General features: G+C 64.7%; 12 protein-coding genes. 5 read left to right on the top strand and 7 right to left on the bottom strand.

All coding sequences use genetic code 11. From position 1 onward, the window contains the following. The 5 genes from urtD to ABC729_RS02380 all read right to left on the bottom strand — a co-directional run bounded on the left by urtD (position 1) and on the right by ABC729_RS02380 (position 6,137). A complete protein-coding gene (urtD, locus tag ABC729_RS02400; protein ID WP_495606065.1) occupies positions 1-759 on the bottom strand; it encodes an urea ABC transporter ATP-binding protein UrtD in 759 nt (252 codons plus the stop codon). Then, entirely contained in the window at positions 756-1,898 is a 1,143-nt protein-coding gene (gene urtC / locus ABC729_RS02395) for an urea ABC transporter permease subunit UrtC (RefSeq protein WP_495606064.1), read from the bottom strand. Before urtC ends, urtD begins: the two co-directional genes overlap by 4 nt. Positions 1,899-1,908: 10 nt before the next feature. Next, positions 1,909-3,504 carry an urea ABC transporter permease subunit UrtB gene (gene urtB / locus ABC729_RS02390; RefSeq protein ID WP_495606063.1) on the bottom strand — a complete coding sequence of 532 codons (1,596 nt, stop codon included), beginning with the start codon at positions 3,502-3,504 and terminating at the stop codon, positions 1,909-1,911. Between the two features lie 109 nt (positions 3,505-3,613). Then, entirely contained in the window at positions 3,614-4,852 is a 1,239-nt protein-coding gene (gene urtA / locus ABC729_RS02385; RefSeq protein WP_495608629.1) for an urea ABC transporter substrate-binding protein, read from the bottom strand. A gap of 115 nt (positions 4,853-4,967) precedes the next feature. Next, the gene (locus tag ABC729_RS02380; protein ID WP_495606062.1) at positions 4,968-6,137 is read right to left on the bottom strand and encodes a porin; all 1,170 of its coding nucleotides are present in this window, start codon (positions 6,135-6,137) and stop codon (positions 4,968-4,970) included. Positions 6,138-6,478: 341 nt separating this feature from the next. On the opposite strand from ABC729_RS02380, the gene ABC729_RS02375 reads away from it, so the two are divergent. After that, positions 6,479-9,841, top strand: a complete 3,363-nt coding sequence (locus tag ABC729_RS02375; RefSeq protein WP_495606061.1) for a hybrid sensor histidine kinase/response regulator — start codon at positions 6,479-6,481, stop codon at positions 9,839-9,841. After that, on the top strand, positions 9,834-10,745 hold the full coding sequence (locus tag ABC729_RS02370; protein ID WP_495606060.1) for a response regulator: 912 nt from the start codon (positions 9,834-9,836) through the stop codon (positions 10,743-10,745). The genes ABC729_RS02375 and ABC729_RS02370 overlap by 8 nt, the downstream gene beginning before the upstream one ends. 5 nt (positions 10,746-10,750) lie before the next feature. Here ABC729_RS02370 and ABC729_RS02365 read toward each other — a convergent pair whose 3' ends face one another. Together ABC729_RS02365 and ABC729_RS02360 are read right to left on the bottom strand one after the other, a co-directional pair. After that, positions 10,751-11,257: a GNAT family N-acetyltransferase gene (locus ABC729_RS02365; RefSeq protein ID WP_495606059.1), complete on the bottom strand. Its 507-nt coding sequence runs from the start codon at positions 11,255-11,257 to the stop codon at positions 10,751-10,753. Continuing rightward, positions 11,245-11,514 (bottom strand): type II toxin-antitoxin system TacA family antitoxin, encoded by a 270-nt coding sequence (locus tag ABC729_RS02360; protein WP_495606058.1) that lies wholly within the window; start codon positions 11,512-11,514, stop codon positions 11,245-11,247. The genes ABC729_RS02365 and ABC729_RS02360 overlap by 13 nt, the downstream gene beginning before the upstream one ends. Before the next feature lie 148 nt (positions 11,515-11,662). On the opposite strand from ABC729_RS02360, the gene atzF reads away from it, so the two are divergent. From atzF to ABC729_RS02345, 3 genes are all read left to right on the top strand, one after another. Beyond that, a complete protein-coding gene (gene atzF, locus ABC729_RS02355) occupies positions 11,663-13,450 on the top strand; it encodes an allophanate hydrolase (protein ID WP_495606057.1) in 1,788 nt (595 codons plus the stop codon). Positions 13,451-13,579: 129 nt separating this feature from the next. Next, on the top strand, positions 13,580-17,170 hold the full coding sequence (gene uca, locus ABC729_RS02350) for an urea carboxylase (RefSeq protein WP_495606056.1): 3,591 nt from the start codon (positions 13,580-13,582) through the stop codon (positions 17,168-17,170). Positions 17,171-17,286: 116 nt separating this feature from the next. Further along, positions 17,287-18,636, top strand: coding sequence for an APC family permease (locus ABC729_RS02345; RefSeq protein WP_495606055.1), 1,350 nt, complete (start codon positions 17,287-17,289; stop codon positions 18,634-18,636). Positions 18,637-18,766 lie beyond the last annotated feature (130 nt).

Here is an 18,766-nt window from a genome sequence, read left to right as displayed (position 1 = left end):
TCACCGCCCCAGATAGACTTCGATCACGCGCGGATCGGCGCTGACATGGTCCAGCGACCCGTCGGAGAGGACGGAGCCTTCATGCAGGACCGTCACCTTCACATCCAGATCGCGCACGAACGTCATGTCATGTTCGACCACGACGACGGAGCGGGTCTGCGCAATCTCCCGCAGCAGGCGCGCCGTCTCCGCCGTTTCGGCATCGGTCATGCCGGCCACCGGTTCATCGACCAGCAGCAGTTTCGGTTCCTGGGCCAGCAGCATGCCAATCTCCAGCCATTGTTTCTGACCATGGCTCAGCGATCCGGCCAGGACATGGCGGCGGGCGGACAGGCGGATCGTATCCAGGATGGAAAGGATACGGTCGTCATCGGCACCATCGCGATGGAACAGGCTGGCGAACGGTCCCCGTTTTCCGGCCAGGGCCAGGTCGAGATTGTCCCAGACCGTATGGCTTTCAAATACGGTCGGCTTCTGGAATTTGCGGCCAATTCCCAAGGTGGCGATATCGGCCTCATCCATTTCCGTCAGGTCGGTGTCGCCATCGAACAGAATGGTGCCCTTGTCCGGCTTGGTCTTGCCGGTGATGACATCCATCATCGTGGTCTTGCCGGCACCGTTGGGGCCGATGATGGCGCGCATTTCACCCGGCATGATGATCAGTGACAGGTTGTTCAGCGCGCGGAACCCGTCAAAGCTGACAGAGACGCCATCCAGGTAAAGCTGGGTATGCTGCGGATCGGGTCTGGTGGACATCATTGCCCCTCCGTCACGGGCTGGGTGGTGATGGATGCCGCCTGCTTTTCGCGCCGACGGGTCCAGTAGCCGGTCCACAGGCCGACAATGCCGCGCGGCAGGAACAGGGTGACGGCGATGAACAGGCCGCCCAGCGCGAACAACCACACTTCCGGCAGGGCGTTGGTCAGCAGGGTCTTGCCGAAATTCACCAGCACGGCACCGATGACCGACCCGATCAGGGTGCCGCGCCCGCCGACCGCCACCCAAATCACGGCCTCAATCGAGTTGGCGGGGCTGAATTCGCCGGGATTGATGATCCCGACCTGCGGCACATACAGCGCCCCCGCCACGCCTGCCATGCAGGCCGAGGTGACAAAGACCAGCAACTTATACTGTTCCACGCGGTAGCCCAGAAAGCGCGTCCGGCTTTCGGCATCACGGATGGCGACCAGCACGCGGCCCAGCTTTGACCGCACGATCCAGCGGCAGAGGATGAAACCCAGCGCCAGGGCAATGGCAGAGGCCGCGAACAGGGCGCTGCGCGTGCCATCGGCCTGGATGGACGCCCCCAGGATATCCTTGAAATCGGTCAGGCCGTTATTGCCGCCAAAACCCATGTCATTGCGGAAAAAGGCCAGCAGCAGGGCGAAGGCCATGGCCTGGGTGATGATCGACAGGTAGACGCCCGTCACCCGGCTGCGAAAGGCCAACCAGCCCAGCAGGCCCGCCAGCAGACCCGGCACCAGCAGCACCATGATCGCGGCAAACCAGAACTGGTCAAAGCCCAGCCAGTACCAAGGCAATTCCTGCCAGTTCAGGAACACCATGAAATCGGGCAGGGTCGGGTGACCATACATGCCGCGCGGCCCGATCTGCCGCATCAGATACATGCCCATGGCGTAGCCGCCCAGCGCGAAGAACGCGCCATGGCCCAAAGACAGGATACCGCAATAGCCCCAGACCAGATCCACCGACAGGGCCAGTAGCGCGTAGCAGAGATATTTGCCCATCAGCGCCACCAGATGCGGGGGCACATGGAACGGGCTGTCCGCCGGCACAACCAAGTTCAGGACCGGGATCAGGATGGCCAGACCCAGCGCCACCGCCCCGAAGGCCAGGCCCGCGCGGTCCAGGCGCGGCAACAGAATTCCGCCTTGCATGGGCGTCCCCTCAATGTTCGATGGCGCGGCCCTTCAGGGCGAAAAGGCCCCGCGGACGCGCCTGGATGAACAGGATGATGCCGACCAGCACCAGGATCTTGCCCAGTACCGCGCCTGCCAGCGGTTCCAGCAGCTTGTTGACAATGCCCAGCGACAGGGCACCGACCAGCGTGCCCCACAGGTTGCCGACGCCGCCGAAGATCACGATCATGAAACTGTCGATGATGTAGCCCTGGCCCAGATTGGGGCTGACATTGTCGATCTGTGACAGGGCCACGCCCGCCAGCCCGGCAATGCCGGAACCCAGGCCGAAAGTCAGCGCATCAACGCGCGCGGTGCGGATGCCCATGGCCCGCGCCATGGCCCGGTTCTGGGTCACGGCGCGCATCTGCAATCCCAACGGCGTGCGGCGCAGCAGCAGCATCAGGGCCGCGAAGACCAGCAGGCCAAACAGGAAAATCCACATGCGGCCATAGGTGATGGTGATTTCGCCGACCTGGAACGCGCCGGCCATCCAGTCGGGGTTCCCCACCTCCATATTGGTGGGGCCGAACAGCGACCGCACCGCCTGCTGCAACACCAGCGACAGGCCCCAGGTGGCCAGCAGGGTTTCCAGCGGGCGGCCATAGAGGAAGCGGATGATGCCACGTTCGATCAGGATGCCGACCCCGCCCGCCACGATGAAGGCCAGCGGCAATGCGATCAGCAGCGACCAGTCGAACAGGCCCGGCGCATGGGCGCGGATCAGGTCCTGTACGACATAGGTCGTGTAGGCGCCCAGCATCACCATCTCCCCATGCGCCATGTTGATGACGCCCATCACGCCGAAGGTGACGGCCAGACCGATGGCGGCCAGCAGCAGGACGGAGCCGAGCGACATGCCGTAGATGATGTTCTGTGCCGCTGCCGCCCAGGCCAGCTTGTTCTCAATCAGGCGCACGGCCTCCGTCGCGGCCTTGGCAACCGCCGGTTCGGTGCTGCCGGTCAGGGGGTTCAGCAGGGCCAGGGCCGCCTGCCCGCCCTTGTCGGCGATGGTGGCGATGGCCGCCAGCCGGTCATCGGTGCCCAGATTGTCATCGGCCAGCAGGATGGCGGCACGCGCCTGTTGCAGGCTGCGCTTCACCTTGGCGTCCTGTTCGTGGGCCAGGGCCGCCTCCAGCAGGGGCAGGACGGCGGCGTCACGACTGACAAAAACGGCTTCGGCCGCCGTGCGGCGGACGGCGGCATCGGGGCTGCGCAGGGTGAGCGCGCCCAGGGTGGCGCCGATGGCCCGACGCAGGCGGTTATTGACCCGGATCAGCTCCAATTCGCCCGCCGGCACGCTGCCCAGCGCTTCCCCGGATAGCGGATCGGTCAGGGTGATGCTGTCGCCATCCTCCCGCCCGATCAGCACCTTGTCGTCCGACAGGCGACGGTAAAGCTGCCCACCCTCCAGCGCCTTCAGCGCCGGTACGATGGCGGGGTCGCCCGTCTCGGTCAGGGCCGTCAGCGCCTGTTCCTTGGCCGCGTAATCATCGGTCGCCAACGCATCGATCAGGGGACCCGTCGCCTGTGCCCAGACCAGCGGCGTGACCAGCAGGGACAGCAGCAGAAGCAGCATTCGCATGGGGTGGCCTCTTGGTGTGTGCGAGAGGAGCGTAGAGCGGATTAGGCGCAGCCGTAATCCGCGGCCCCCGGCGACGGGATCTCCGCGGATTACGCTTCGCTAATCCGCGCTACTTCGCCCCGCACTTGCCCGTGGCGGTGTTGAAGTTGCCGCAGGACAGGGGCTTGCGCCAATCGGCGATCAGGTCCTTGCTGTCGGGTAGATAGTCGGACCATTCGTCGCCGGCCACGAGGCCCGGCGTCTTCCACACGGTTTCAAACTGCCCATCGGCCTGTACCTCGCCGATCAGGACGGGCTTGGTGATGTGGTGGTTGGGCAGCATGGCGGAATAGCCACCCGACAGGTTGGGGACAGCCACGCCCACCATGGCGTCGATCACCTTATCGGGATCGGTGGTGCCGGCCTTCTCCACCGCCTGCACCCACATGTTGAAGCCAATGAAATGCGCTTCCATCGGGTCGTTGGTGACGCGCTTGGGATTCTTGGTGAAGGTCTGCCACTTCTTGATGAAGTCGGTATTCACCGGCGTCTTCACGCTCTGGAAATAGTTCCAGGCGGCCAGATGGCCCTGCAATGGCTTGGTGTCGATGCCGGCCAATTCTTCCTCACCCACCGAAAAGGCGATGACGGGGATGTCGGTGGCCTTGATCCCCTGATTGGCCAGTTCCTTATAGAAGGGGACGTTGGCATCGCCATTGATGGTGGACACCACGGCGGTCTTCTTGCCGGCACTGCCGAACTTCTTGATATCCTTCACGATCGACTGCCAGTCGGCATGGCCGAAAGGCGTGTAGTTGATCATGATGTCTTCCGCCTTCACGCCCTTGGCCTTCAGATAGGCCTCCAGGATCTTGTTGGTGGTGCGCGGATAGACATAGTCGGTGCCGGCCAGAACCCAGCGCTGCACCCCTTCGCCGATCAGGTAATCCACGGCGGGCACGGCCTGCTGATTGGGGGCGGCACCGGTGTAGAAGACGTTGCGGCTGCTCTCCTCCCCCTCATACTGCACGGGGTAGAACAGGATGCCGTTCAGTTCCTCGAATACCGGCAGGACCGATTTGCGCGACACCGAGGTCCAGCAGCCGAAGGTCGCCGAGACTTTCTGAACCGCCAGCAGTTCCCGCGCCTTTTCGGCGAAGAGCGGCCAGTTGCTGGCGGGGTCGACCACCACCGGTTCCAGCTTGCGGCCCAGGACGCCGCCCTTCTTGTTCTGCTCTTCGATCAGCATCAGCATGACGTCCTTCAAGGTCGTCTCGCTGATCGCCATGGTGCCCGAGAGCGAATGCAGGATGCCGACCTTGATCGGCGGTTTGTCAGCGGCCAGCGCCACCCCGGCGGTGCCCAGCATGAGGGCGGCACCAGTGATGGACAGGACAGCGGAACGCAGGAATTGACGACGCGACATGGGGTTATCTCCCGTCAGCAGAAATGGTTTTAGGGTAAGGTGCGCGTGACCGACACGGTCAGAACTGCAATTGCAGGCCGAGGGTGAAGCGGTCGCTGTCGGCGCCGGGGCCGGTGTCGATGGTGGAATATTCGGCGCTGATGCGGGCGGAATGGCCGCTGATCACATAGTTCACGCCGAAATCATATTGTTCGATGTCGAAGCGCGCGGCGTCGGGGTCAAAGGTTTGATAGCGCACGAAGGGTTGGAACTTGCCGATGCCGACCTTGGCCGGCAGCAGATAGGCGCCGCCGATCAACCACGCCTCCCCCGCCACGATGCCGCCGACATTGGCGGTGCCGGATGCCCCGCCGAAACCGGGGGCCACATCGGCCACGCCGTCCGTGTCATAGGAGTACCAGGCCCCTTCCAGGGTGACGGCCCCAGCATCGCCCAGGTTCTTTTCAAACAGGGCGTCGATGCTGACGGCGCCATAATCGCCGGGCCGGGCGGCGGTGCCCACGCCATCCTCTTGATAGGCACCGGCAATGGCCAGCGTCAGGACATCGGCGGAACCGTAATAGGTGCTGCTGGTGTAGTAGGCGGGGTTGTCTTCCACATCGAGGAAGTTGTAGGCCAGCCGCCCGGTGAACAGCATATTGTCGCCCTGGTTGCTGGCACCCCGGATACGGTTATGGCCCTTGAAGGCACCGGCGGCATAGGTCAGGCGCTTGTCCAGCAGCTTGCCCCAGACGGTCGCACCATCATCGCGGCCCGCGAATTTGGCCGGATATTGCGAGACGACACCGGGATAGGACCAGGCGTTGATGTAATAGGGGCCGTCCAGGTTGGCGCGGTCGCTGGGCGGCAGCATGCGGCCGACCCAGATGTTGAATTCATCGGAGAATTCAAAGCGGGCGTAACCGTCCAGCAGCTTCAGATTGCCGTCGCCGTCGCGTTCGGTGTTGAAGGTCGCCTTGATCGTGTCCGACAGGGAGCCGGAAACGAAGACGCGCACGCTGTCCAGATTGAATTCGTTGGAACGGTCATTGCCGCTGGGGGCGGCGTCTTCGGCGCTGGTATAGGAACCGCGCATGCCAAGCCCGATGGACAGCGATTTGCCATCCCCGAAACTTTGCGTGAAACCAGCCGAAGCCGGGGTCGCGGACAAGCCAGCCAGCATTAGCGCCAAGGCCGATACCGTCCTGCGCGCAGCCGCCGGCTGCGACGCAAACTTGCGTCCCATCATGAAGCACCCCCTGTTATGCGGAAAAATCCGTGGCCGGGCAGTCGCGGCCCATGGCCCTTGTTTGTGACGGGAAGGTTAATGTCTCGCAGGTGCGAAAACGAATACGTCAGACGACGTATGTCTGCGTATCCTGGACCCGGTTAGGGTGCTGGGCATGGGGTGGAGAGGGTTCCTAAAATGCGTCATCCCCGCGCAAGCGGGGACCCAGCGAGAGCAGCGATAGCTGCGACATGACTCATATCGGCGCTAACCGCGCCTGACGCTGGGTCCCCGCTTGCGCGGGGATGACGGGTGAGACGGGTGTGGAGGAAATAAGGGAGCGGGAATCGGATGGATTGCCAATGCTGAAATCGCTGCCCATCGTGCGTGTGCGGCGCCAGTATAACCGTTGGGTGTCCGACCAGACGGTGGAGGATTACGCCCTGCGCTTCACGGCTGACCGGGCGCGGCGCTGGTCGCCGTTCCGGGTGGGCAATACGGCCATGGGCGCCATCTCCTTTCTGGCGTGCGAGGCCATCGGGGCGTCGATCACCCTGGCCTATGGCTTCACGAATGCCATGGCGGCCATCGTCCTGGTGACGATGCTGGTGCTGGCGACGGGGCTGCCCATCGCGTACTACGCGGCGAAGTTCGGGGTGGATATGGATTTGCTGACCCGTGGTGGCGGGTTCGGCTATATCGGGTCCACCTTCACCTCCCTGATCTATGCGGGCTTTACCTTCATCCTGCTGGCCCTGGAAGCGGCCATCATGTCGGAGGCGCTGACCCTCTGTCTGGACATTCCCCTATGGCTGTCGCACATGATCAGCGCCCTGATCGTGCTGCCCATCGCTATCCATGGCATCCGCAAAATCAGCTGGATGCAGGTCTGGACACAGCCGGTCTGGCTAATCCTGCAATTGTCGCCCCTGGTCTTTGTCATCCTGGCCGAACCGGGGGAACTGTCGGGCTGGACCCGTCTGGCGGGCCTGCACGCGCCGGAGGGTGGGTTCTCGCTGCTGGCCTTCGGGCTGGCCACGTCCGTCCTGCTGTCGCTGCTGCCGCAGATCGGGGAGCAGGTGGATTATCTGCGCTTCCTGCCGGACCGCAAACGGGCGGGCAAGGTCGGTTGGTGGAGCGCCATGCTGATCGCCGGGCCGGGCTGGATTTTCATCGGCGGGGCCAAGCTGGTGGCGGGGTCCCTGCTGGGCTATGCCGCCACGCAGGCGGGCATGAGTGCGCTGGACGCCGCCACGCCGACGGCCATGTATCGCATGGTGTTTGAACGCATCGTGTCGTCGCCCGGCCTCGCCCTGACCCTGACGGTGATTTTCATTGTGGTCTGTCAGGCCAAGATCAATGTCACCAACGCCTATGCCGGTTCCATCGCCTGGTCCAATTTCTTCTCCCGCCTGACCCATTCGCATCCGGGCCGTGTCGTCTGGCTGGTCTTCAACGTCATGCTGGCGCTGATGTTGATGGAGATGGGCATTTTCGGGGTGATCGAGAGCATCCTGGGCATCTATGCCAATCTGGCGGTCGCCTGGGTGGGGGCACTGACGGCGGACCTTCTGGTCAATAAACGGATGGGGTGGAGCCCGCCCAGCATCGAATTCCGCCGCGCGCATCTCTATGACATCAACCCGGTCGGCGTCGGCGCCATGGGAATTTCGCTGCTGCTGTCGCTGTCGGCGTTTTTCGGGCTGCTGGGGGAGTTGGCGCGGGCGTTCGCACCCCTGCTGGGGCTTGTGTCGGCCTTTGTGGCGGCCCCGGTCATCGCCCGGGCCACCAAGGGCCGGTATTATATCGCGCGACAGCCGGATGTTCTGGCGACCGAGGGCGGCCTGATCCGCTGTTCGGTGTGCGAGAACATGTTTGAGCCGCCGGACATGTCGCACTGCCCGGCCTATGGCGCGCCCATCTGCTCGCTGTGCTGTTCGCTGGAAACGCGGTGCCATGACCGGTGCAAGGTGCGGGCGACGCTGGGTGAACAGCTTTCGGACATGGTGGGCAGCCAATTGCCGGCGGCACTTCGCCGCTGGCTGGGCAGCCGCATCGGGCGGTTTGCCGCCATCATGGCGCTGCTGACGGCGGGCATGGCCATGCTGCTGGCTCTGATCGGCACGCAATATGGGGCGATACCGGGCGTGTCGAAGGAGACGGTGCGCACCACCTTGCAGATCGTCTTTGCCGCCGCCCTGATCATCATGGGGCTGGCTGCCTGGGCCATCGTCCTGGCCCATGAAAGCCGGCGTCTGGCGGAGGAAGAGAGCGAGCGGCGCATGGCCCTGCTGCTGGACGAGATCGAGGCGCATGAACAGACCGACGCCGCCCTGCAAAAAGCCAAGGAGGCGGCAGAATCCGCCAATATCGCCAAGACCCGCTTCATCGCCGGCCTGTCCCATGAGGTGCGCACGCCGCTGAATTCCATCAATGGCTATGCCCAGCTGCTGGAACGCGGCGGCCTGCGGCAACCGGAAGACGCAGTGCGGGTGATCCGGCGCAGTGCCGAACATATCACCCGTCTGGTCGATGGGTTGATGGACATCTCCAAGATTGAGACGGGCACGGTACAGATCAGCCGGGACGTCGTGGACCTGCCGGCCTTTCTGGCGCAGTTGGCGGACATGTTCGGGCCGCAGGCGGCGGCCAAGGATGTGGCGTTTGAGTATCGGCCCGACCCAACCCTGCCGCGCTTTGTCCTGACGGATGAGAAACGCCTGGGCCAGATCCTGATGAACCTTCTGTCCAATGCCGTGAAATATACCGAGCGCGGGCAGGTGCGGTTCAGCGTGCGCCGGCGCGGAGAGACGGCGGAGTTCGAGGTGATGGATACCGGCATCGGCGTCGCGCCGGAGGACCGGGAACGGATTTTCCAGCCGTTCGACCGGGGTAACCTGCCCAGCCGCATGGACGCCATTCCCGGCACCGGCCTTGGCCTGACCATCACGCGCCTGCTGACCCATGTGCTGGGCGGCGAGTTGACCATGGACAGCCAGCCGGGGCGGGGCAGCAGCTTCAAGGTGCGCATGCTGCTGTCGGAGGTGCGGGCACCGGTGCAGGCGCGGCCCAGCCACCGGGTTCTAGGCTATCATGGTGACCGGCGCACCATCCTGCTGTGCGATGATGATGCGCAGCATCTGTCCATGATGCGGCAATTGCTGGAACCGCTGGGCTTTGACCTGATCTTTGCCAGCAATGGCGCGGAATGCCTGGACCTTGCCCCCCGGCACAATCCCGACCTGTTGATCCTGGACATCTCCATGCCCGGCCTGAATGGCTGGCAGGTGGCGCAGGCGTTGCGGGATGGCGGGATGGAGGATCTGCTGATCCTGCTTCTGTCGGCGGAAGCCCATGACCTGGCCGAACGCGGACGCGGGGCCGATCAGCCGCATGATGATTTCCTGGTGAAGCCGGTGGATATCGCCCAGCTTCTGGAACGGCTGGAGGTGCTGCTGGACCTGGACTGGCGGCGGGAGGAGCCGATGGCGGAGGCGGTACAGGCGGCCCCTGCCCTGTCGGCGGCGGAGATCGCAGGCCTGCTCAACCTGGCCAAGATCGGACATGCGCGGGGGATCGAACTGCTGCTGCGCGAGCTGCGGGCGGGATATCCGGGGCATGAGGGCTGGTTCGACCGACTGTCGCTTCTGGCCCAGGGGTTTGAGTATGAAAGGCTGGCAGAGGTGCTGGGCACCGCCGGAATGATGGGGGCGGAGCATGCGTGACGGAGCGCCGGCGGGGGATATGGTGCTGGTCGTCGATGATAATCGCGACGAGTTGAACATGCTGGTCGAGGCGCTGGAACGCGGCGGGTTCACGGCGCTGGCCGCCACGCGGGGGGAAGCAGCGCTGACCCTTCTGGAACGGGTGATGCCGTCGCTGGTGGTGATGGATGCCGTCATGCCGGGCATGGACGGTTTCACCACCTGTCAGCAGATCAAGCGCGATGCCCGCACGGCCCATCTGCCCGTCATCTTCATGACCGGCCTGACCGAAACCGCCCATGTCCTGCGCGGGCTGGAGGTCGGGGGCACCGATTATGTGACCAAGCCCGTCAATCTGGTCGAACTGCTGGCCCGTATCCGCGTGCATATCGCGACGGCACGCGCCGCCCATGGGGCGCGGCTGGCGCTGGATGCATCGGGTCGGCATCTGTTCGCCGTCAATCCGCAGGGGCATATCCTGTGGTCAACGCCACAGGCGGCCAGCCTGCTGTCGGCGGCGTTCGGGGACGGGGCCGTGCCGCCGGAACCGGTGCAGGCCCTGCTGCTGCGTGCCGTGGCCGGCGGATCGGACACGGAGACGGTGGAACCCCTGGCACCCGCCGCCGGGGTGGGTCCCGCACGTTATCTGCTGCCCACCGGGCCGGGGGAATATCTGTTCCAGCTGACCGCCGCCGGCCCGTCGGGCGAGGATATATTGCGCGCGCAGATCGACCTGACCCTGCGCGAGGTCGAAGTTCTGCGCTGGCTGATTCATGGCAAGACCAACCGGGAAATCAGCGAAATCCTGGGCATCAGCCCACGCACCGTGAACAAACACCTGGAACGCATCTTCGCCAAGATGGGCGTTGAAAACCGCGCGTCGGCAACGTCGCTGGCCATGCGGATCATGGCGGGCAAGGGGTGATGGCGCTAAAAGCCACTGGCAATCAGGTCTGCGATACGCACCATCATGCTGCGGCGTGGATCAAAGGGCAGATCCTGAAACCCGAAGCGATTGTAGAAGGCGCGGACATCATCATCCAACGGATGGGTGATGACGCCGATACAGCCGATATCCAGGGAAAATCGCACAGCGGTCTGCAAGGCGAAGCGCATCAGCGAAGCGGAATAGCCCCGTCCCTGGAACCGGATATCGACGGCCAACTGTCCCAACAGGATGGCGGGCAGCGGATCGGGATTGTTGCGTTGGGCAGGGCGGGGCAGAAACGCGCGTTCAATCTGTGCGGTGCTGAGGCTGACGAAGCCCGCGATCATGCCGCTGCCGGTGTCACAGACGACGTTTGTACGCGACGCCCCGCCCTCCTGGTTGCGCCAGGCGTGACGGCGGAACCATTGGTTCAGGGATGGACGACCACAGTCAAACCCGTCGCGATCATCGGACGCCAGCAGCGGGCGAGGGGGTGTCAGTCCTGCCATGCGGACTTGCCAGCCGCCAGCGCAGCAAGGGCCGGTATGGGCTTTCCCGGTTTCTGAACCCATTGTTCAAACCGTTCCCAATCGGCGGCGGGAATGGTCACGACACGCTGCTCCATAAGTTCCATTTCCGCAGCCTCCAGGGCCTTGCGGCGGACAAAGTCGCTAAGGTTCGTGCGGGCACTTTGTGCCGCAAGTTCCAGCAGTTCCCGTTCGCCGGGGGAGATGCGGACACTGATCGGTGGGTTGCTGACCGGCATCGGTTTGCGCTCCTCTTGATCGTATGACGATGTCATACGGCTGACTTAAGGGCAATACCCCCTCCCCCAATACGTCATCCTGCGTATATGGCGGTGCAGCATGGGTCCGCATACTGGCCTGACCGTTCGCAAGGGATCAGGCCGGACAATGAGCGAAAGTGTCATTACCCAATTCTGGACGATGCAGGACTGGCATCAGGCCTATCGCGCCGGGGCAAGACCGCAGGAACTGCTGTCCAATTTGCTGGGCGCCCTGTCCGTCGATGATCCCGCCTGGATCAGCCTGATCGGGGCAGACGCTTTGCAGGCGCGGATCGCGGCTTTGGACCCGTCGGCCCCGCTTTACGGCATTCCCTTTGCCGTGAAGGATAATATCGACGCCGCCGGCCTGCCCACCACTTGCGCCTGCCCGGATTTCGCCTATCAGCCGGATGTCAGCGCCGCCGCCGTGGCGCGGCTGGAGGCGGCGGGGGCCATTGTCATCGGTAAGACCAACCTGGATCAGTTCGCCACGGGGCTGGTGGGCACCCGGTCCCCCTATGGCACCGTGCCCAACGCCTTCAGCCCGGAGCATGTTTCCGGCGGGTCCAGTTCCGGGTCGGCATCGGTGGTGGCGCGCGGTCTGGTGCCGTTCGCGTTGGGTACCGATACGGCGGGGTCGGGCCGGGTGCCGGCAGGGCATAATAATCTGGTGGGGTTCAAGCCCACGCGGGGGCTGGTCTCCACACGCGGGCTGGTGCCGGCCTGCCGCACGCTGGACTGTATCACCATCATGGCCCTGTCGGTCGATGATGCGGCCAGCGTGATGGAGCGGATGCAGGGCTATGACGCGGCCGACGCCTATTCGCGCAAGGCCGGGGCACCCCCAACCGCCTGGCCGGCGCGGCCCGTGCTGGGTATTCCCAAGGCCCCCAACTGGTTTGGCGATGGGGTGGCAGAGGCGGCCTATCAGGCGTCTCTGGCCCGCCTGACCTCCCTGGGCGTGGAACTGCGCGCCATTGATTTTCAGCCTCTATGGGATGTGGCGGCGCTGCTTTATGACGGACCGTGGGTGGCCGAACGCTATGCCGCCATCGAAGGCGTGATGCGCGACCGGCCCGACACGGTGCATCCCGTCGTCCGTTCCATCATCGACAAAGCCCGCAACCTCACCGCCGCCGACGGGTTCAAGGCCGAATATCGGCGCATGGAGCTGGCGCGCCGGGTCGAGGGCCTGATGGCGGGCCTGGATGGGTTGCTGGTGCCCACGGCCCCGACCCTGCCCACCATTGCCGAGGTGATGGCGGACCCGGTGGGGGTGAACAGCCGCATGGGGCTGTATACCAATTTCGTGAACCTGCTGGACTGGTCGGCCATCGCATTGCCGGGCGCTGTGCGCAGCGATGGCCTGCCCGCTGGCATCACCCTGATTGCACCTGCCTGGAACGAGGCGCGGCTGATCGAGTTCGGGCGGCTGTGGCAGGCGGCCAGCCCGTGGAAGCGCGGGGCCAGCAGCCTGTCGCTGCCGCAGCCGGAAAAGATGGTGGATGGACGGCATGGGCATATCACGCTGGCGGTGGTCGGCGCGCATCTGTCGGGCATGCCGCTGAACGGGCAACTCACAGAGCGCGGTGCCGTGCTGCTGGAAAGCACCCTGACCTCTGCCGCCTATCGGCTTTACGCCCTGCCGGGCACGACACCGCCCAAGCCGGGGCTGGTGCGCACGGGTGAGGGGATGCCCATCGCGGTGGAACTGTGGGACATGCCGGTGGCCCATTACGGGTCCTTCGTGGCCCTGATCCCGCCGCCGTTGGGCATTGGCACCCTGGAACTGGTCGATGGGCGGCATGTGCAGGGTTTCCTGTGCGAGGCCTGGGCCACAAGCGACGCCGCCGACATTACCAGCCTGGGTGGTTGGCGCGCCTATATGCGTTTGCGCGCGCAGAACGCGGCCTGATCACGACAGCAGCGGTTGGCGGCAGCGACCGCTGCTGCCGGCCGGCGACTGCCGGCCCGCCGCCCATGCGGCGTGAGCCAAGCCGCCGGATGGCGGCGCCCGGCGACTGAGGGACTATTGGGAGAGACAATGATGTTCAAGACCGTCCTGATCGCCAATCGTGGTGAGATCGCCGTCCGTATCGCCGCCACCTTGCAGCGGATGGGCATCCGCTCCGTCGCCATCTATTCCGACGCCGATGCCGACAGCCTGCATGTGGCCGTGGCCGATATCGCCATCCCGCTGGGTGGGCAGACGCCGGCGGAAAGCTATCTGCGCGGTGACCGGATCATTGAGATCGCCAGGGAGACGGGGGCGGAGGCCATCATCCCTGGCTATGGCTTCCTGTCGGAGAATACCGAGTTCGCCGAACAATGCGCCGCCGCCGGCATCGCCTTTGTCGGCCCCACCCCGGACCAGATCCGCCGGTTCGGCCTGAAACACACCTCCCGCGAGATTGCCAAGGCGGCGGGTGTGCCCCTGACGCCCGGCACTGACCTGTTGAAGGATGTGGCAGAGGCCAAGGCGGCGGCGGCCGAGATCGGCTATCCCGTCATGCTGAAAAGCACGGCGGGCGGCGGCGGCATCGGGCTTCAGCGCTGCGCCGATGAAGGGGAACTGGTCGCCGCGTTCGACAGTGTGAAGCGTCTGGGCCAGTCCTTTTTCAAGGATGGCGGCGTCTTCATCGAACGGTTCGTGTCGGACGCGCGCCATGTCGAGGTTCAGATCTTCGGCGATGGTCGGGGCAATGTCGTGGCGCTGGGCGAACGGGATTGTTCGGTACAGCGCCGTAATCAAAAAGTGATCGAGGAAACGCCCGCCCCAGGATTGCCGCCCGACACCCGCCGCCGCCTTCTGGACGCCGCTGTGCGTCTGGGGCAGGCGGTGGGGTACGTGTCGGCGGGTACGGTGGAATTCATCTATGACGGCGCGCGCGACGCCTTCTATTTCCTGGAGGTGAATACGCGGCTGCAGGTCGAACATCCGGTAACGGAGGCGGTAACCGGCCTGGATCTGGTGGAATGGATGATCCGCATCGCCGCCGGTGACCCGCCCGATTTCGCCCGCGTACCGGAACCGCAGGGCGCGTCGATTGAGGTTCGGCTTTATGCCGAAAACCCGGTCCGCAATTTCGCGCCTTCGCCCGGCACCCTGACGGAGGTGTTCTTTCCCGAAGGCGTGCGCGTCGATGGCTGGGTTCGCACGGGCACGGAAGTATCGGCCAACTATGACCCGATGATCGCCAAGCTGATCGTGCATGGACCGGATCGGGAGGCGGCGCGGCTGAAGATGCTGGCGGCCCTGGACGCCACGCGCCTGCACGGCATTGCCACCAATCTGGATTATCTGCGCGGCATCCTGTCGGGCGAGACCTTCATCCAGGGGCGCATGTCCACGCGGTTCCTGGACAGCTATCACCATGTCTCCCCCTTGGTGGAGGTGGTGGAGGCCGGCACCTATACGACCGTGCAGGATTATCCGGGCCGGCACGGATATTGGGATATCGGCGTGCCGCCATCGGGGCCGATGGATGATTACGCCTTCCGTCTGGGCAACCGTATTGTCGGCAATGACGCGGCGGCGGCGGGCCTGGAATGTACGCTACAAGGCCCGACCCTGCGGTTTCATGGCGATGCCACCATCGCCCTGACCGGGGCCGCGATGCCGGCCCGCCTGGACGACACCGCCCTGCCCTTCTGGACGCCGATCAGCGTCAGGGCGGGACAGGTGCTGCGCCTGGGCCGGGCGGAAAGCGGGTGCCGCACCTATATCGCCATCCGCAACGGGTTGGATGTGCCCGACTATCTGGGCAGCAAATCCACCTTCGTCCTGGGGCAGTTTGGCGGCCATGCGGGCCGCACCCTGCGCGTGGGCGATGTACTGCCGGTCAGCCGTCCGGGGTCGCCCGCCTGCACCACCCCAGCCCCCGTCCTGGAGCCGGTGCCGGTACCGTCATCACTGATCCCGACCTATGGCAAACATTGGGATATCGCGGTGCTGTATGGGCCGCATGGTGCGCCGGATTTCTTCAAGTCCGAGGCCATGGCGACCTTCTTCGACAGCGATTACCGCGTGCATCACAATTCCAACCGGCTGGGCGTGCGGCTGGTGGGGCCGAAGCCGGAATGGACGCGCAGCGATGGCGGCGAGGCCGGGCTGCACCCGTCCAACATCCATGATTGCGTCTATGCCATCGGCAGCATCAATTTTACCGGCGACACGCCCGTCATCCTGACCTGTGACGGGCCAAGCCTGGGCGGTTTTGTCTGTCCCGCCACCATCATCAAGGCCGACCTGTGGAAGGTGGGGCAGGTGAAACCGGGCGACACCATCCGTTTCCGTGCCGTCAGCTTTGCCGACGCGCTGTCCCTGGAACGCGCCCAAGATGCGGCGATTGAAGGGCTGGACGATGCAGCCCTGCCCGTGCCGGCGGTGATTGCGCCCGATAGCTGCATCCTGACCCGCCTGCCGGCCAGGGGTGACCGGCCCATGGTCACCTATCGTCAGGCTGGCGATAAATATATCCTGCTGGAATATGGGGAAAATGTGCTGGACCTGCGGCTGCGCCTGCGCATCCATCTGTTGATGGAGGCGCTGATGGCGGCCAAGGTGCCGGGTATCGCCGAACTGTCGCCGGGCGTGCGGTCGGTGCAGATCCATTATGACAGCCGGATCATCCATCAGGATGCGCTGGTCGCGACCTTGCTGACGCTGGAAGAAGGGTTGGGATCGGTCGCGGGGCTGAAGGTGCCCAGCCGTATCGTGCATCTGCCCATGGCGTTTGAGGACAGTGCCACGCTGGGGGCCGTCACCCGCTATCAGGAGACGGTGAAGGCGGATGCCCCCTGGCTGCCCAACAATGTCGATTTCATCCAGCGCATCAACGGCCTGGACAGAAGGGAACAGGTCCGCGACACGGTCTTTGATGCCAGCTATATGGTGTTGGGCCTGGGCGATGTCTATCTGGGTGCCCCCTGTGCCGTACCGCTGGACCCGCGCCACCGCCTGCTGACCAGCAAATACAACCCCGCCCGCACCTATACCGCAGAGGGCACCGTGGGCATCGGTGGTGTCTATATGTGCATCTATGGCATGGACAGCCCCGGCGGGTACCAGCTTGTGGGCCGTACCGTGCCCATCTGGAACAAGTTCCTGGCCAACCGGCAGTTCGGGGCCGAACCCTGGCTGCTGCGCTTCTTTGACCGAGTGCGCTTCTATCCGGTGACGGAGCCGGAACTGGACAGGTTCCGCGCCGATTTCCGTGCGGGCCGGGCGCAGGTGGCGGTGGAAGATTCCGTCTTCGACCTGGAGGCGCATGAGGCAGCCTGGGCGGCAGAGGCCGACGACATCGCCGCCTTCCGTATCCGCCAGCAGGCCGCCTTCACGGCGGAGGTGGCGCGCTGGCGGACCGATGACAACGCCATAGCGGCGGAGACCGACGCCCCACCCGTGGTGGCGGATGAGAACGCCATCCAGGCCGATATTTCCGGCAATGTCTGGAAGGTGCTGGTGGAGGTGGGGCAGCAGGTGGAGGCAGGTCAGACCTTGGTCGTGCTGGAAGCCATGAAGATGGAGTTCGCCATCCAGGCCCAAAGCGCCGGCCGTATCGGCGCGGTCCATTGCCGGGCGGGGCGCGCCGTTACGGCAGGTGACGCCCTGTTGTCCATAGAGGCGGCGTGACGGGCGTGTTTGACGGGAACTGACCGAATTTTTCAGCCCCCCTTGCCAGGAACCCGTCAACAATGGTCCTGTGGTTGCCTGTTCCCCCCGCCCGGCCACAGACCCAGGAGAGAAGAGTGACGGACCAGTCCCAACGCGAGCCGACGCTGGCCCGCAATGTCAACCTGCCGCAGCTGGCGCTTTATGGTCTGGGCAGCATGCTGGGGGCCGGCATCTATGGGTTGATCGGCAAGGCGGCAGGGGAGATGGGCAATGCCGTGTGGCTGGCCTTTCTGGTCTCCATGATCGCGGCCCTGCTGACGGGTCTGTCCTATGCCTCGCTCGGCTCACGCTATCCGCGTGCGGGCGGGGCCGCCTATGTCACGCAGCGCGCCTATGGCTGGCCGCTGCTCACCTACCTTGTGGGATTGACGGTGATGGCGTCGGGCCTGACGTCGGTTGCCACGCAGAGCCGGGTGGTGGCGGAGGCGCTGACGCGGCTGCCCCTGCTGGAGGGTATGCCGGTGCTGCCGCTGGCCCTGGGTTTCCTGCTGCTGATCGCGGCCATCGTGTTCCGGGGCATCAAGGAAAGCATGTGGGTGAACATGGCCTGCACCGCCATGGAGGCGGGCGGCCTGCTGATCGTTATCGCGGTCGGCATCCCGTACTGGGGCGGGGTCGACCTGCTGGAGGTGCCGCCGGCGTCAGGCGGGATTGATGCGGCCATGATCCTGCAAGGGGCGGTCCTGACCTTCTTCAGCTTTATCGGGTTCGAGGACACGTTCAACGTGGCCGAAGAGGTGAAGGACCCGCAGCGCACCCTGCCCTGGGCCATTATCATCGCCATGGCGTCGGCCACGGTCATCTATCTGGCGGTTGCGATCACGGCCGTGTCGGTGGTGCCCTGGCAGGAACTGGCCACCGCGTCGGGTCCGCTGGTGGAGGTGGTGAACCGGGCCGCACCCTGGATCCCGCCCGTCGTGTTCGTGGTGATCACGGTGTTTGCCGTGTCGAACACGGCCTTGCTGAATTACATCATGGCGTCGCGTCTGGCCTATGGCATGGCGCGGCTGGAGCTGCTGCCGCGTCCGCTGGGCCGGGTGCATGCGGGGCGGCGCACGCCGCATGTGGCCATCGCCACCCTGCTGGTCATTGTCACCGCCCTGATGCTGTCGGGCGATATTGCGCAGCTGGCGTCGGCCACCGTGCTGCTGCTGCTGGCGGTGTTCACCATCATCAATATCGCGCTGGTGATCCTTCAATGCCGGCCCGGTGAGGCCAAGGGGGCATTTGAGGTACCGGCCTTCGTGCCTATTGGCGGGTCAATGATCTGCGCCCTGCTGTTCGCCAACCGGTTGATCACGGGCGACTGGAAAGCCCCGGCGCTGGCCGTCGGCATGCTGGCCGGGATTGTCGTGCTGTACCTGATCATGCGTCCAAAATGCGTGGACAATCTGGACAATGCCGACGAGATGGCGGTGGATTAAAGACGATGCAGGCGATGGGATCAGGGCTCCATAAGAGAATATGTCAAACACGCGTATAAGGCGTAAATAACCTAGCCCTGTTTCCCATCGCTCCTTGTGCCCTCTCCCTCCAACGGGTTAATCAAAGAAG

The organism is Niveispirillum sp. CC-CTL257, from assembly GCF_059489915.1.
This window is presented reverse-complemented; position numbering and strand designations above follow the sequence as displayed.

Coding starts and splice junctions, on each gene's coding strand:
- urtD (WP_495606065.1), bottom strand. CDS start 759: ATGATGTCCACCAGACCCGATCCGCAGCATACCCAGCTTTACCTGGAT.
- urtC (WP_495606064.1), bottom strand. CDS start 1,898: ATGCAAGGCGGAATTCTGTTGCCGCGCCTGGACCGCGCGGGCCTGGCC.
- urtB (WP_495606063.1), bottom strand. CDS start 3,504: ATGCGAATGCTGCTTCTGCTGCTGTCCCTGCTGGTCACGCCGCTGGTC.
- urtA (WP_495608629.1), bottom strand. CDS start 4,852: ATGCTGGGCACCGCCGGGGTGGCGCTGGCCGCTGACAAACCGCCGATC.
- ABC729_RS02380 (WP_495606062.1), bottom strand. CDS start 6,137: ATGATGGGACGCAAGTTTGCGTCGCAGCCGGCGGCTGCGCGCAGGACG.
- ABC729_RS02375 (WP_495606061.1), top strand. CDS start 6,479: ATGCTGAAATCGCTGCCCATCGTGCGTGTGCGGCGCCAGTATAACCGT.
- ABC729_RS02370 (WP_495606060.1), top strand. CDS start 9,834: ATGCGTGACGGAGCGCCGGCGGGGGATATGGTGCTGGTCGTCGATGAT.
- ABC729_RS02365 (WP_495606059.1), bottom strand. CDS start 11,257: ATGGCAGGACTGACACCCCCTCGCCCGCTGCTGGCGTCCGATGATCGC.
- ABC729_RS02360 (WP_495606058.1), bottom strand. CDS start 11,514: ATGCCGGTCAGCAACCCACCGATCAGTGTCCGCATCTCCCCCGGCGAA.
- atzF (WP_495606057.1), top strand. CDS start 11,663: ATGAGCGAAAGTGTCATTACCCAATTCTGGACGATGCAGGACTGGCAT.
- uca (WP_495606056.1), top strand. CDS start 13,580: ATGATGTTCAAGACCGTCCTGATCGCCAATCGTGGTGAGATCGCCGTC.